The sequence below is a fragment of the Alysiella crassa DSM 2578 genome (genome assembly GCF_000745955.1).
Taxonomy (GTDB): domain Bacteria; phylum Pseudomonadota; class Gammaproteobacteria; order Burkholderiales; family Neisseriaceae; genus Simonsiella; species Simonsiella crassa.
The window spans coordinates 1-13,044 of the sequence record NZ_JQKH01000071.1 but is presented as its reverse complement, the minus strand read 5'-3'; the positions used below and the strand labels follow the sequence as shown (position 1 = coordinate 13,044).

Annotated in this window: 11 protein-coding genes and 1 rRNA gene; 8 read left to right on the top strand and 4 right to left on the bottom strand. The window is 45.6% G+C overall.

Going from position 1 to position 13,044, the window contains the following annotated elements; genetic code table 11:
• Positions 1 to 169: 169 nt before the first annotated feature.
• Positions 170 to 793: an HAD family hydrolase gene (locus tag Q338_RS09795; RefSeq protein WP_034294810.1), complete on the bottom strand. Its 624-nt coding sequence runs from the start codon at positions 791 to 793 to the stop codon at positions 170 to 172.
• A gap of 78 nt (positions 794 to 871) precedes the next feature.
• Entirely contained in the window at positions 872 to 1,273 is a 402-nt protein-coding gene (gene gloA, locus Q338_RS09790) for a lactoylglutathione lyase (RefSeq protein ID WP_034294807.1), read from the bottom strand.
• Between the two features lie 270 nt (positions 1,274 to 1,543).
• Here gloA and Q338_RS09785 point away from each other — a divergent pair, with 270 nt between their 5' ends.
• The 6 genes from Q338_RS09785 (at position 1,544) to Q338_RS09760 (ending at position 8,227) form a co-directional block, all read left to right on the top strand.
• Positions 1,544 to 2,503, top strand: coding sequence for a beta-ketoacyl-ACP synthase III (locus tag Q338_RS09785; RefSeq protein WP_034294804.1), 960 nt, complete (start codon positions 1,544 to 1,546; stop codon positions 2,501 to 2,503).
• Positions 2,504 to 2,761: 258 nt separating this feature from the next.
• On the top strand, positions 2,762 to 3,325 hold the full coding sequence (locus Q338_RS09780) for a biotin transporter BioY (RefSeq protein WP_034294801.1): 564 nt from the start codon (positions 2,762 to 2,764) through the stop codon (positions 3,323 to 3,325).
• Positions 3,326 to 3,410: 85 nt separating this feature from the next.
• Positions 3,411 to 3,842: a hypothetical protein gene (locus tag Q338_RS09775; protein ID WP_051968591.1), complete on the top strand. Its 432-nt coding sequence runs from the start codon at positions 3,411 to 3,413 to the stop codon at positions 3,840 to 3,842.
• Positions 3,843 to 4,033: 191 nt separating this feature from the next.
• The gene (locus Q338_RS09770) at positions 4,034 to 5,437 is read left to right on the top strand and encodes a leucyl aminopeptidase (protein WP_034294798.1); all 1,404 of its coding nucleotides are present in this window, start codon (positions 4,034 to 4,036) and stop codon (positions 5,435 to 5,437) included.
• Positions 5,438 to 5,677: 240 nt separating this feature from the next.
• Positions 5,678 to 7,837, top strand: a complete 2,160-nt coding sequence (locus Q338_RS09765; protein WP_034294796.1) for an ATP-binding protein — start codon at positions 5,678 to 5,680, stop codon at positions 7,835 to 7,837.
• A gap of 12 nt (positions 7,838 to 7,849) precedes the next feature.
• On the top strand, positions 7,850 to 8,227 hold the full coding sequence (locus Q338_RS09760; protein WP_245946718.1) for a response regulator: 378 nt from the start codon (positions 7,850 to 7,852) through the stop codon (positions 8,225 to 8,227).
• A gap of 357 nt (positions 8,228 to 8,584) precedes the next feature.
• Here the strand turns inward: Q338_RS09760 and accC are convergent, their stop codons facing one another.
• The gene (accC, locus tag Q338_RS09755; RefSeq protein WP_034294793.1) at positions 8,585 to 9,946 is read right to left on the bottom strand and encodes an acetyl-CoA carboxylase biotin carboxylase subunit; all 1,362 of its coding nucleotides are present in this window, start codon (positions 9,944 to 9,946) and stop codon (positions 8,585 to 8,587) included.
• A gap of 193 nt (positions 9,947 to 10,139) precedes the next feature.
• Positions 10,140 to 10,607: an acetyl-CoA carboxylase biotin carboxyl carrier protein gene (accB, locus tag Q338_RS09750; protein ID WP_034294813.1), complete on the bottom strand. Its 468-nt coding sequence runs from the start codon at positions 10,605 to 10,607 to the stop codon at positions 10,140 to 10,142.
• 370 nt (positions 10,608 to 10,977) lie between these two features.
• Between accB and guaA the strand changes: the two genes are divergently transcribed.
• Positions 10,978 to 12,546, top strand: a complete 1,569-nt coding sequence (gene guaA / locus Q338_RS09745) for a glutamine-hydrolyzing GMP synthase (RefSeq protein WP_034294791.1) — start codon at positions 10,978 to 10,980, stop codon at positions 12,544 to 12,546.
• A 352-nt stretch (positions 12,547 to 12,898) separates the two neighbouring features.
• Positions 12,899 to 13,044, top strand: a 16S ribosomal RNA gene (locus Q338_RS09740); the annotation flags it as partial.

Genomic DNA, 13,044 nt, shown 5'->3' with positions numbered 1-13,044 from the left:
GCTACTTCATGCGCCTACTGCGTTGGCTTTCCACGCCAATATGTTCAATATTGGCATGAAAAGCCGCCTTGTATTCGCAAGAATTATCCATAAAATCAAGCCATCAATCTTACGAACACAGGTTCTAAAATTCAGGCAGCCTGAAAAGCGTTTTCAGGCTGCCTGAAGATTATTTTTTGTCAATTAATTCAAATTTCCCCGTTTGCTTATTCAACAAAAATCCCTGCGTGGCACGGCGCAACATCGGCAAATCCACTGTCGCATCGCTGTATGCCACACTGTTCTCCCAAACCTGTTCGCCCAATTCCGCGTTAATACGGCGAACTTTGGCTTCATCGTGGCAATTTTCGCCGTCAATTTTTCCGTTCAGGCAGCCTGAAACCACCGCCATTTTCGTGCCCAACACCGCCGCGAAACCCTGTTGCGCCGCCCACGCGTGCAAATACCAATCGGGCGACGCGCTGACCAACACGCACACATCGCCGTTTTGCCGACATTCCGCCAATCGTGCCATGCCTTCGGGGCGTAATAATTGGGGTAATTCGTGGGCGGCGAATTCGGAGGCTTTCGCGTTCACATCGTCTATTGTCCAGCCGTGCAAATGGGCGGCAATCACGGATTCTTTGGCGGTGGCATTGTCCACACGCCCGCGCAGATAGCCCAGTAGGGTAGGGGTGAGCGGAATCAGTTTCGCATAAAAAATAAAACGGTTCGGGCAACAATATTTTAAAAAGGGCAACACGGTATCGGTTTGCGTGAGTGTGCCGTCAAAATCAAAAAAGGCGTAGCGCATGAATTGTCCAAATAATTGATGATAAAAATTTCAGGCTGCCTGAAAATAAGGCAGCCTGAAATGTGAATAATTTATGAATTAATAAGTGTCATCGCCCGATTTCTTTTGGATAAACTCAATTTTGTAACCATCGGGGTCTTCCACAAAGGCAATGACGGTGGTGCCGTGTTTCATTGGGCCTGCTTCGCGCACCACTTTGCCGCCTTTGGCGCGTACCGCATCGCAAGCGGCATACGCGTCATCTACTTCAATGGCAATGTGTCCGTAGCCCGCGCCCAAATCGTAAGATGGCGTATCCCAGTTGTGGGTTAATTCCAAAACGGTGGTGTCGCTTTCTTCGCCATAGCCCACGAAAGCGAGGGTGAATTTGCCTTCGGGATAATCTTTGCGGCGCAACAGTTTCATGCCCAAAACTTCTGTGTAAAAATTCAATGAGTTATCCAAATCGCCAACGCGTAACATGGTGTGGAGTAAACGCATAATCGTGTTCCTTTATGAAAATTTATTTTAAAGTCATATTCTATCACAATTAAATCTACTACAATTCGGGGGGAGAGATGAATGAGCTTTCAGGCTGCCTGATGGTTCATGACAATTTTGACGAACAACCCAAATGGCTTGAATAATTTAAATATTATGATGAATCTGGTGCGCACGGCGCACCCTACTGTGATTTTTATCGTATATTTTCAGGCTGCCTGAACATTTGCGACCATCTCATTGAAATTATTTCTAATTAAGGAAAACATGATGACCCATGCCAAAATTCTCGGTACAGGCAGTTATTTGCCCGCCAATCGCGTGAGCAATACTGATTTAGCGCAACGCGTGGATACTTCAGATGAATGGATTACCACACGCACAGGCATTAAAGCCCGCCACATTGTCGCCGAACACGAAAAAACCAGCGATTTAGCCACCGAAGCCGCACGCCGTGCTTTGGCAGCCGCACAGGTTTCGCCTGATGAGATTGATTTGATTGTGTTGGCGACCACCACGCCCGATATGCAATTTCCTGCCACCGCCACCATTGTGCAGCAAAAATTGGGCATTGCAGGCTGCCCTGCGTTTGACGTGCAGGCGGTGTGCGCGGGTTTTATGTATGCTTTGGTAACAGCAGATGCATATATTAAAAGTGGCATGGCAAAAAAAGCCCTTGTGATTGGCGCAGACGTGTTTAGCCGCATTTTGGATTGGGAAGACCGCGCCACTTGCGTGTTGTTTGGCGATGGGGCTGGGGCGGTGGTTTTGGGCGCGAGTGAAGAGCGTGGCATTATCCACAGCCGTTTGCATGCCGATGGTAATTATTTGAATTTATTGAATTGCCCAGCGCAAATGAGCGATGGCAACATTATGGGTTCGCCGTTTGTGAAAATGGACGGGCAGGGTGTGTTTAAATTTGCTGTAAAACAATTGTCCGCCGTTGCCGATGAAGTATTGCAAGAATCCAATTACACCAAAGAGCAAGTAGATTGGCTGATTCCCCACCAAGCCAATCGCCGCATTATTGAAGCCACCGCCAAACATTTGGGTTTGAGCATGGACAAGGTGATTTTGACCGTTGATGAACACGCCAATACGTCTGCCGCGTCTATTCCATTGGCATTGGACGCTGGTGTGCGCGATGGTCGCGTGCAGCGTGGACAAACTTTGTTGTTGGAAGGCATTGGTGGTGGTTTTGCGTGGGGCGCGGTGTTGATTGAATATTGATTGTTCAGGCTGCCTTTCAGGACACAACAATTTTTCAATCACGAATCCTGTAGGGTGTGCCGTGCGCACCAAATGGCTGGAATCATTGAAATATTGCGGTGTATTTGGTGCGCACGGCGCACCCTACTGTGATTTTTGTCGTGTACTGTAAGGCTGTCTGAAAATTAGGCAGCCTGAAAATTTGACCAATTCCATTATTCCCCCCATAATCTTACCTTTCCAATTTTTACTCTAAAACAACGAAAGGTGTCCTACATTATGTACGCACAATTAGCAGCAAGCAAAAAATGGCTGGCGGAAAACAAAACCACCACTTTTATTTTACAAACATTAATCGGCGCAAATTTAATCGCGCTGCTGGCACAAGTGGCGATTCCCACGCCGTTTGTGATGATTACAGGGCAATCGCTGGGCGTATTGCTGATGGGTTTTGCGCTCGGTCGCAAGGCGGCTACGGCGGCATTGCTGACTTATTTAGCGGAAGGCGCAATGGGTTTACCTGTATTTGCAGGTGGTAAAGCGGGCGTGGCGGTGCTGATGGGTTCATCGGGTGGTTATTTGTTTGGTTTTGTGGCGATGGCGGCGATTTTGGGTTGGGCGAGCGATAAAGGCTGCTTGAAATCCGTTTGGCAAAGCGTAGCGGCGGCGGTGGTGGCGACTGCGGTAATGTATGCTTTTGGTTTGGCTCAACTTTCCTTGTTTGTACCTGCGGATAAAGTGTTGGCGTATGGTTTGACACCGTTTATTATTGGCGATGTGATTAAAGCGTGTTTGGCGTGTTTGTTGGTGATGCCAGCGTATCGTTTTTTTCAAAAAATTTAATGATTTAGTGGTTTGACCTGATTTCAGGCAGCCTTAAAATGATTGGGGCGGATAAAATTATCCGCCCTTTTTATGTTGAATTATCATGATATTAGAAAAATTATTCTCCCAATTTACTGCCGTAAACGCGCTTACGTTCCAATCGCGCAGCCAAACAGGTTCACAAATGAATTGGAATATGAACGGCACAGGCACAGTCAGCGTGCGCATACACGATGATTATATTGATTTTGATGAAGAAATTGTGTTGGAAAACGGGCGTGTTTGCTACGATAAAAAGCGTTGGCGATTTTCAGGCTGCCGTGTTTATTTTGAGCGTTTTCGCAATGATGTTTACGAACAAATCTTTGAATTTGAATATCAAAATGGCGAATTTTTGCCAAAACAGTCCTATTGGTGCGACCCTGATAATTATCAGGCGGAATTATCAGTAAATCCACAAGTCATTATTTTCACAATTTATATTCACAGTTCACGCAAAAATGAATGTTTGCGTTATGAATATGTGGCACAATAAAGTTTTGCAACGCGTGGCGTTTGCAGGCAGCCTGAAAGTGTACGACAAACAAATGTAGGGTGCGTATTACGCACCGAAATACTAAATTATTTGAATGATTTGGTGCGTGGTACGCACCCTACATTTGGCGAATTCTCGTGTACTGTACGGCAGCCTGAAAATGGTCGCGCCCTTTTAATTTAGGAAAAAACATGAAATTTACCCATGCTTCTGCTGCCAGCCAAGCAGCACAATTATTTGTTTGCACAGAAAAAAATCAGTTGGCTGATGAAAACGCGCAAATCGTGTTTGACACATTGGGCGAAAAAGACAGCTTTGCCAGCGCAAATGTGATTGTTTCAGGCAGCCTGAAAAACATCGCCGTGCTGCGTTTTGCCGATTTGAAAACCGAAACGCTGCAAAAAGGCGCGAAAGAAGCCGCCGCATGGTTGGCAAAACAAGAAAGCGTGTCTGCCAATATTCAACCGTTTTGTCATGTGGACAGCCCACGCGTGGTGGAAAATCTGGTGGCGGCGGTAGGTGAGGCGGTTTATCGTTTTGATTATTATAAAAAAGAAAGCAATCCTGCCAAATTGCACACTTTGGAATTTGTGCATGATAAACACGAAAATGAAATTCAGGCTGCCTTAAATATTGCACAAGCATTGTTGGCGGGCGTGAATTTGTGCAAGGATTTGGCGAACACGGGTTCCAATATTTGCACGCCGACTTATTTAGCCGAAACCGCCGCCAAAGAAGCGCAAGCACTTGGCGCGGAAACGAAAATTTTGGGTGTGGATTATATTCGTGAAAACATGCCATCGTTTTGGGGCGTGGCAAAAGGCAGCGTGCAAGAACCGAAATTATTGGAAATGCGCTATTTTGGCGCGGCGGATAAATCGGCTGACCCCATTGTTTTGGTTGGTAAAGGCTTGACTTTTGATAGCGGCGGCATTTCATTGAAACCAGGCGAAGGTATGGACGAAATGAAATACGATATGTGTGGCGCGGCGACCGTGATTGGCACATTTATCGCCGCCGTGAAAGCCAAATTGCCCGTCAATTTGGCGGTGGTGGTAGCGACTTGCGAGAATATGCCAGACGCGGGTGCGTCCAAACCAGGTGATGTGGTAAAAGCGATGAACGGTACCACCATTGAAAATTTGAACACGGACGCGGAAGGGCGTTTGGTGTTGTGCGATGCGCTGACTTATGTGGAACAAAATTTCAAACCCAAAGCGGTGATTGATGTGGCAACTTTAACGGGCGCGTGCATTATTGCGCTGGGTCATGTGGCGAGCGGTTTGATGGCGAATAATCAGGAATTGGCTGATGAATTATTGCAGGCTTCGCGCGATTGTAATGATAAAGCATGGCAATTGCCCTTATTTGCTGAATACAAAGAGCAGTTGAAGTCCAATTTTGCTGATATGCAAAACATTGGCGGTCGTCCTGCTGGCACGATTACGGCGGGGACTTTTTTGGCACATTTTGCTGAAAATTTCACATGGGCGCATTTGGACATTGCTGGCACGGCGTGGAAATCGGGCGCAGCAAAAGGCGCGACAGGTCGCCCCATTCCCCTGTTGGTGCAATATTTGCGTAATCAAGCCTAATTTGCCTAATTACATGGTATAAACATTGAAAACCCAAGAATTGATTTTCTTGGGTTTTTGCGTGTTCAGGCTGCCTGAAATGTCTCCACAATGTCCTAAAATGTAAATTAAAATTAACATTTTCCGTGCAATCAATGTTTTTCCTTAACAAAACTTGGCTATTGGAGCAGCTTATACTATAATTACAATACAAGAATAATACCCTATATAAACGCCAAAATATTTGCCGAGAATCACAAAATGGAAAAGCCAGATTTTTCAAAGTTATATCAACAATACTTATCTCCCCCACCAGGCAGCCTGAAAAAATATCGCAATTTAATTATTTTGATTGCCATCTTTTTGGTCTTGACCATTGCCATGTTGGCGATGAATGTATGGACGACCAATCAAATGGTGCAACATTCTCGCGTGGTGGAAATGGCTACACGCCAAAATTTGTTGGTGCAGCAAATTTCCAGAAACATTATTGGTACAGATTTAGCCGTACGTGAAGCTTTCCCGCAGCTTTATGCCAATAATGCTGTTATCTCCATATCTGATTTGCCAAAAGATATTAATAAAAATATTGATGAAATTCAACAATATGCAACTAAATTTGAATACACTTTGCGTGCTTTTGAAGAGGGTGGGCTAACGCAAACACCTGAAGGCATGACGGTAGAAATTCCCAAAACCGATACCGATGATACTTCACGCCAATATGTGAAAAAAATACGCCAAGATTGGGCAAATTACCACCGTTTGATTGGGCAATTTATGCTGGATTATCAAGCGGGTAAGGTAGATGTTAAAAATTTGCATGGCTTGGTGGCGCATTCTCGCCAGTTTAACCAAATCTTTTTGGATAATGGTAATGGGCATGTGTTTGCTTTATATACGGAAATTCAGCAACGCGCCAATGCGTGGCAAACGATTCAATGGGCAGGGATTGCCTTTGCGGTATTGTTGTTTGGCGTGATTGTGTTTGGTGCAATGCGCCGTTTGATGAACGAAGATTCTGAATTGGCAGACGAAAATTCTGAATTAAGTGAAATCATGTCTGCCATTCGTGAAGGCTTGTTTTTATTGGAAAAAGATTTCACGATTGGCAAACAGCATTCCGCACCTTTGGAAGCCATGTTGGAACAAAGCGATATTGGCGGCAAGAATTTCCTTGACGTGGTGCGCAAAATGCTGCCTGAAAGCGAATTGGAAAACACGCAAATGTTCATTGAGCAACTCTATAACCCTTGGGTAGTGGAAGAGTTGATTGAAGATTTGAACCCCTTACACCGCATTGCGATTATTTCGGAAAAAACCAATCAGCCCAAATATTTGGATTTCAAATTTTTCCGCGTGATTGAAGACGATAAAGTGAAACGCATTTTGGTGAGCGTGATTGACAGCACCGAAAATGTCTTGTTGCAATTGAGTATTCAGGCGCAAGAAGAGCAAGAAGAACGTGAATTGGAAATGTTGAATACGATTTTGCATGTGGATTCACGCGTATTGAACAATTTTATTCACAGCAGCCAAGAGCGTTTGGACGAAATCAACGAGATTTTGCAATCGCCTGAAACGGGACACCAAGAGTTAAAAGCCAAAGCCAATTTTATTGGGCGCAATGTGCATTCACTTAAAGGTGAAGCTTCGTCTATGAATTTGGCACGTATGGTAGATATTTGCAGCACGATTGAAGATTCTTTGGTAATGTTACGCCGTCAAAACAATTTGACGGGACAAGATTTCTTCAGTTTGATTATTTTGATTGAAGATTTGTATCGTTTGCTGGATATTTTGGACGATTACAGCCGCCGCATTGACCAGCCAAACAAACACGAGCAATCCGATGAAAGCCAAGTGGAAGCGCAACAATTGCAACATTTCGCGCAAGACATCGCCGAACGCAATGACAAAAAAGTGAGTTTGGTGGTGCATGGTTTCCATGATTATGCGATGGACGACCATCAGCGCGATGGTTTGCGCCAAATCGTGAAACAATTATTGCGTAATAGCGTGGTACATGGTATTGAATATCCAGCGATTCGCCGCCAACGCAATAAATCAGAAACAGGCAGCCTGAAATTTACTTTAACGGCAACGGCTGATGGCAATTTGAATTTGCTGGCGGAAGACGATGGCAATGGTATTGATTTTGAAGCCATTCGCGGTAAAGCGGTTGCCGAAGGGCGTTACACCGTTGAAGAAGTAGGGCAATTGAGTAAAAAACAATTACTTGGCTTGATGTTGAGTGATGGTTTCTCCACAGCGACAACGGCGACCGAAGACGCAGGTAGGGGCGTAGGCATGGGTGTGGTGCGCCAGACTGTGCAAAAAATGGGTGGTAAACTCAATATTAACACGGCATATCAACAATATACGCGCTTTAATATTACTTTTCCGCCACAGCAACCCTAGGAAAATAAGATTATGCAGAGATTGATGATTGTTGATGATTCGCAAATTATCAGAAATCGCATTCAACGCAGCATGCGCTATCACTCGGTGGAAGTGGTGGCGGAAGCTGCCGATGGCGAAGAAGCGTTTGAATTATTCAAACGCTATCGCCCCAATGTGATTACGATGGATTTGAATATGCCCAAAATGGGCGGTTTGGAAGCCATTAAAAAAATTATGGAGATAGATTCACGGGTGAGTATTTTGGTGGTGTCGGCGATGTCTGACCGCAAAACGGGATTGCGTGCATTACAGAGTGGAGCGCGTGGCTTTATTCAAAAGCCATTTACCGATGAGCAATTAGTGATGGCAATCAATAAGTTAATCACCACAAAAGTGAGACGTGGATAAATCACAGGAAAAAAGCTTGACAAATTTGTAATAAAAGTACATAATTCGTCTCGTTCAGCCATACAAGTGGTTGGATATTTCTCCTCTATTTCTCCTTTGTAGACTTGGCGCATATTCCTAACGGAGTATGCGCATTTTTTTGTTTTCAGGCTGCCTGATGTTTTCTTTTTTGGATAGGCAAAATCAAAAATCAAGGCAGCCTGAAATGCAGTTTTCCCACATTTCAGGCTGCCTGAATATTATAGTCGTAGAAATGAAAATGCAGTACAAGGCAACAACGCCCGCTGTGTACGAAAGTACATAAGGGCGTTGGCAACGCCGTACTGCTTTTTCAGTTCTGCGACTATATTGACAATCTTATTTTGCCAATTTTGCTTTGCGCTCTTCCAACCAATGTTCCAGATAATGAATGCTCACGCCGCCTTCCACAAATTGCGGGTCGCAAAACAAATCACGATGTAATGGTGCATTGGTTTTAATACCCGTAATCGCCAACTCATTCATCGCCACCAACATTTTGGCAATCGCTTGACGGCGCGTTTTGCCATGTACGCACACTTTGCCAATCAAACTGTCGTAATTCGGCGGAATTTTGTAGCCTTGATAAATGTGGCTGTCCACGCGCACACCCAATCCCCCTGGTAAATGGCAAGATTCAATCAAACCAGGGCTGGGAATGAAATTGTAGGGGTCTTCCGCATTGATGCGGCATTCAAAAGCATGACCTTCCAACACAATATCGCCTTGCGTGTATTGCAAAGGCAAACCAGCCGCCACGCGTAATTGTTCTTGCACAATGTCCACGCCCGTAATCAGCTCGGTAACGGGGTGTTCCACTTGCACGCGCGTGTTCATTTCAATAAAGAAAAACTCGCCATCTTCATACAAAAATTCAAACGTACCCGCACCGCGATAGCCAATGCGTTTACACGCTTCCGTACAAGCCGTACCGATTTTTTCGCGCTCTTCGGGCGTGATGAATGGGGCAGGGGCTTCCTCAATGATTTTTTGGTGGCGGCGTTGCATGGAGCAATCGCGTTCGCCCAAATAAATCGCATTGCCGTGTTCGTCTGCCAGCACCTGAATTTCAATGTGGCGCGGTTTTTGCAAAAAGCGTTCCATGTAAACCATGGGGTTGCCAAAGGCAGCTTGTGCTTCCGCTTTGGTCATTTCCACCGATTTGAGCAAATCTTCTTTTTTCTCAACCACGCGCATACCGCGACCGCCACCGCCACCCGACGCTTTGATAATCACAGGAAAACCGACTTTATCGGCAATTTTCAAGATTTCATCGGGATTATCAGGCAGCGCACCGTCCGAACCAGGCACGCAAGGCACGCCAGCCGCAATCATCGCGTGTTTGGCAGACACCTTGTCGCCCATCAAACGAATCGTATCCGCTTTGGGGCCGATGAAAATAAAGCCTGAATTTTCAACCTGTTCGGCAAAATTGGCGTTTTCCGCTAAAAAGCCATAACCAGGGTGAATGCCATCCGCGCCAGTAACTTCGGCAGCCGCGATGATGGACGGAATGTGCAGATAACTTTGTGGGCTGGGCGCGGGTCCAATGCACACGGATTCATCGGCTAATTTAACGTGCAGGCTGTCGCGGTCGGCTTCGGAATGCACCGCCACAGTGGCAATGCCCATTTCACGGCAAGCGCGTAACACACGCAATGCGATTTCGCCACGATTGGCAATTAACACTTTTTTTAACATATTGATTTCCTTTTGTGGAAATGCGTGAAGTGGGGTTAAAACCACTATTATTTAATTAAAAGAATTGTATATTTTTCAGGCTACCTTCAATCAAAATGTAGGGTGCGCCATGCGCACCAAAATTTTCACATATTTGTGGTTAAATCGGTGCGCACGGCGCACCCTACTTTTTTCAGGCAGCCTGAAAACCTTATTATTCAATGATAAACAAAGGTTCGCCAAATTCCACAGGTGTACCGTTTTCCACCAAAATTTCTTTGATGACACCCGATTTTTCCGCTTCAATCTCGTTCATCAACTTCATGGCTTCAATAATGCACAAAGTCTGCCCTTCTTTTACGGTCTGACCCACTTCCACAAAAGCGGCGGCGGTGGGGCTGGGGGCGCGGTAGAATGTGCCAACCATGGGCGATTTTTGTGCAGACGACAAATCACGCGCAGCAGGGGCGGCTGGTGCAGCCGCAGCCGCTTGAACGGGTGCAGCAGCTTGTGGTGCAGGCGCGGCAGCCTGAACGGGCGCAGGCGCATACACGGTTTGCACCGCAGGCGCGGCTACCGAACGTGTGATGCGGACTTTCTCTTCGCCTTCGGTTACTTCAATTTCGGCAATGCCTGATTCTTCAACCAAATCAATCAGTTTTTTCAGTTTGCGTAAATCCATTTTATTTAATCCTGTGAATTTAAAAATTGTTTCAAAATTGCAAAAATAAGCGGTTTCAGGCAGTCTGAAAACCAAAAATTGTTTGTGCCATTGATTTTGCACGATAGCAGCAATTTTGGCGAATTTAGCCGCAAAAGTCTAGCAAAATCTGTGAAATTTGCCATATTGGTGCGTAAAATTGCATTTACATATTTGATAAATGGGGCTTGTGGATTGATTGTTTTGGTATTTTTATTCTAGGATTTTCAGGCTGTCCGATTGATTCAAATCATAAAAATAAGACGTGCATTTCAGGCAGCCTGAAAGCCCCTTAATTATTATGCTACAATCCGCGCCAATTTGATTTTTTTCACTTTTTGGATAAACCATTATGCAACAAGACAAAATCCTGATTCTGGACTTCGGCTCGCAAGTTACCCAACTCATTGCACGCCGCGTCCGCGAAGCCCACGTTTATTGCGAATTGCACCCCTACGACATGCCGATTGATGAAATTAAGGCATTCAATCCAAAAGGGATTATTCTTTCAGGCAGCCCACAATCGGTTTACGATGACGCGAATTACCATGCCGATACCGCCTTGTTTGAATTGGGAGTACCCGTTTTGGGGATTTGCTACGGCATGCAATTTATGGCGCACCATTTGGGCGGCGCGGTGGAAGCGGGCAATCAGCGCGAATTTGGTTACGCGCAAGTCAAAACCATTGATTGTGAACTCACACGCGGCATTTTTGACAATCAGCCCAATCATTTAGATGTGTGGATGAGTCATGGCGACAAAGTCGTGAAATTGCCCGATGGTTTTGTCGTGATTGGCGACACGCCGTCTTGTCCCATTGCCATGATGGAACACGCTGAAAAACAATTCTACGGCATTCAATTCCACCCCGAAGTTACCCACACCAAGCAGGGTAAAGCCTTGATTAACCGCTTTGTTTTGGAAATTTGTGGCGCAAACCCAAGTTGGACGATGCCCAATTACATAGACGAAGCCGTTGCCAAAATCCGCGCCCAAGTCGGTTCGGACGAAGTGATTTTGGGTTTGTCGGGCGGTGTGGATTCCAGCGTGGCGGCAGCCTTGATTCATCGCGCGATTGGCGACCAGCTCACTTGCGTATTCGTAGACCACGGATTATTAAGGTTAAATGAAGCGGAAAACGTGATGACCATGTTCGCCAAAAACTTGGGCGTGAAAGTGATTCATGTGGACGCGAGCGAACAGTTTATGAGCAAACTGGCTGGCATTACCGACCCCGAACGCAAACGCAAAATCATCGGTGCAGAATTTATTGAAGTCTTTGACACAGAAGAGAAAAAATTGACCAATGCCAAATGGTTGGCACAAGGCACGATTTATCCCGATGTGATTGAATCGGCTGGCGCGAAAAACAGCAAAGCCCACGCGATTAAATCGCACCACAACGTAGGCGGGCTGCCTGAAAACATGAAATTGCAACTGCTTGAACCCTTACGCGATTTGTTCAAAGACGAAGTGCGCGAATTGGGCGTGGCATTGGGTTTGCCGCGCGAAATGGTGTACCGCCACCCCTTCCCCGGTCCGGGTTTGGGCGTGCGGATTTTGGGCGAAGTGAAACGCGAATACGCCGATTTGCTCCGCCGTGCCGATGACATTTTCATTCAAGAATTGCGCAATACTTTCAATGAGAAAGGCGAATCGTGGTACGATTTGACCAGCCAAGCCTTTGCGGTGTTTTTGCCTGTGAAATCGGTGGGCGTGATGGGCGATGGGCGCACTTATGATTATGTGGTCGCGCTCCGTGCGGTGGTAACCAGCGATTTTATGACGGCACATTGGGCGGAATTGCCATACAGTTTGCTGGGCAAGGTTTCCAATCGCATTATCAATGAAATCAAAGGGATTAACCGCGTGGTGTACGATGTGAGCGGCAAACCGCCTGCCACGATTGAGTGGGAATAATCTTTTTCAGGCTGCCTGAAAACACGTTAAACATGTTTTCAGGCAGCCTGAAAATATTATTTGAACATGATTTATTTAATTTAAATTTTGTTTTGAAACAATGTGATTTGTGTTATTTTGAAAATTTTTGTAATTTTTTGTGTTGAGAGTGCTTGACCGAATTTCATTAAGTGCGTATAGTTCAGTTCTCGCTGCTACGGCAAGCAAGAGATTTTGAGATTAGTTTGTTCTTTAAGAATTAAGATTACCGATAAGTGTGAGTGCCTGATGGTCTCACACTGTTTTGAGAGTTACAAGATTATTTCTTGTTAATTTCTTTGAAGCAGACCAGAAGTTGTAGAAGTTAGAGATTGAACATAAGAGTTTGATCCTGGCTCAGATTGAACGCTGGCGGCATGCTTTACACATGCAAGTCGAACGGCAGCACGGGTGCTTGCACCTGGTGGCGAGTGGCGAACGGGTGAGTAATGCATTGGAACGTACCGAGTAGTGGGGGAT

What these genes read in the sequence shown, in the direction of transcription:
- accB (WP_034294813.1), bottom strand. Translation starts at nt 10,607, where the DNA reads ATGGATTTACGCAAACTGAAAAAACTGATTGATTTGGTTGAAGAATCA.
- guaA (WP_034294791.1), top strand. Translation starts at nt 10,978, where the DNA reads ATGCAACAAGACAAAATCCTGATTCTGGACTTCGGCTCGCAAGTTACC.
- Q338_RS09785 (WP_034294804.1), top strand. Translation starts at nt 1,544, where the DNA reads ATGACCCATGCCAAAATTCTCGGTACAGGCAGTTATTTGCCCGCCAAT.
- Q338_RS09775 (WP_051968591.1), top strand. Translation starts at nt 3,411, where the DNA reads ATGATATTAGAAAAATTATTCTCCCAATTTACTGCCGTAAACGCGCTT.
- Q338_RS09795 (WP_034294810.1), bottom strand. Translation starts at nt 793, where the DNA reads ATGCGCTACGCCTTTTTTGATTTTGACGGCACACTCACGCAAACCGAT.
- Q338_RS09770 (WP_034294798.1), top strand. Translation starts at nt 4,034, where the DNA reads ATGAAATTTACCCATGCTTCTGCTGCCAGCCAAGCAGCACAATTATTT.
- Q338_RS09780 (WP_034294801.1), top strand. Translation starts at nt 2,762, where the DNA reads ATGTACGCACAATTAGCAGCAAGCAAAAAATGGCTGGCGGAAAACAAA.
- gloA (WP_034294807.1), bottom strand. Translation starts at nt 1,273, where the DNA reads ATGCGTTTACTCCACACCATGTTACGCGTTGGCGATTTGGATAACTCA.
- Q338_RS09760 (WP_245946718.1), top strand. Translation starts at nt 7,850, where the DNA reads ATGCAGAGATTGATGATTGTTGATGATTCGCAAATTATCAGAAATCGC.
- accC (WP_034294793.1), bottom strand. Translation starts at nt 9,946, where the DNA reads ATGTTAAAAAAAGTGTTAATTGCCAATCGTGGCGAAATCGCATTGCGT.
- Q338_RS09765 (WP_034294796.1), top strand. Translation starts at nt 5,678, where the DNA reads ATGGAAAAGCCAGATTTTTCAAAGTTATATCAACAATACTTATCTCCC.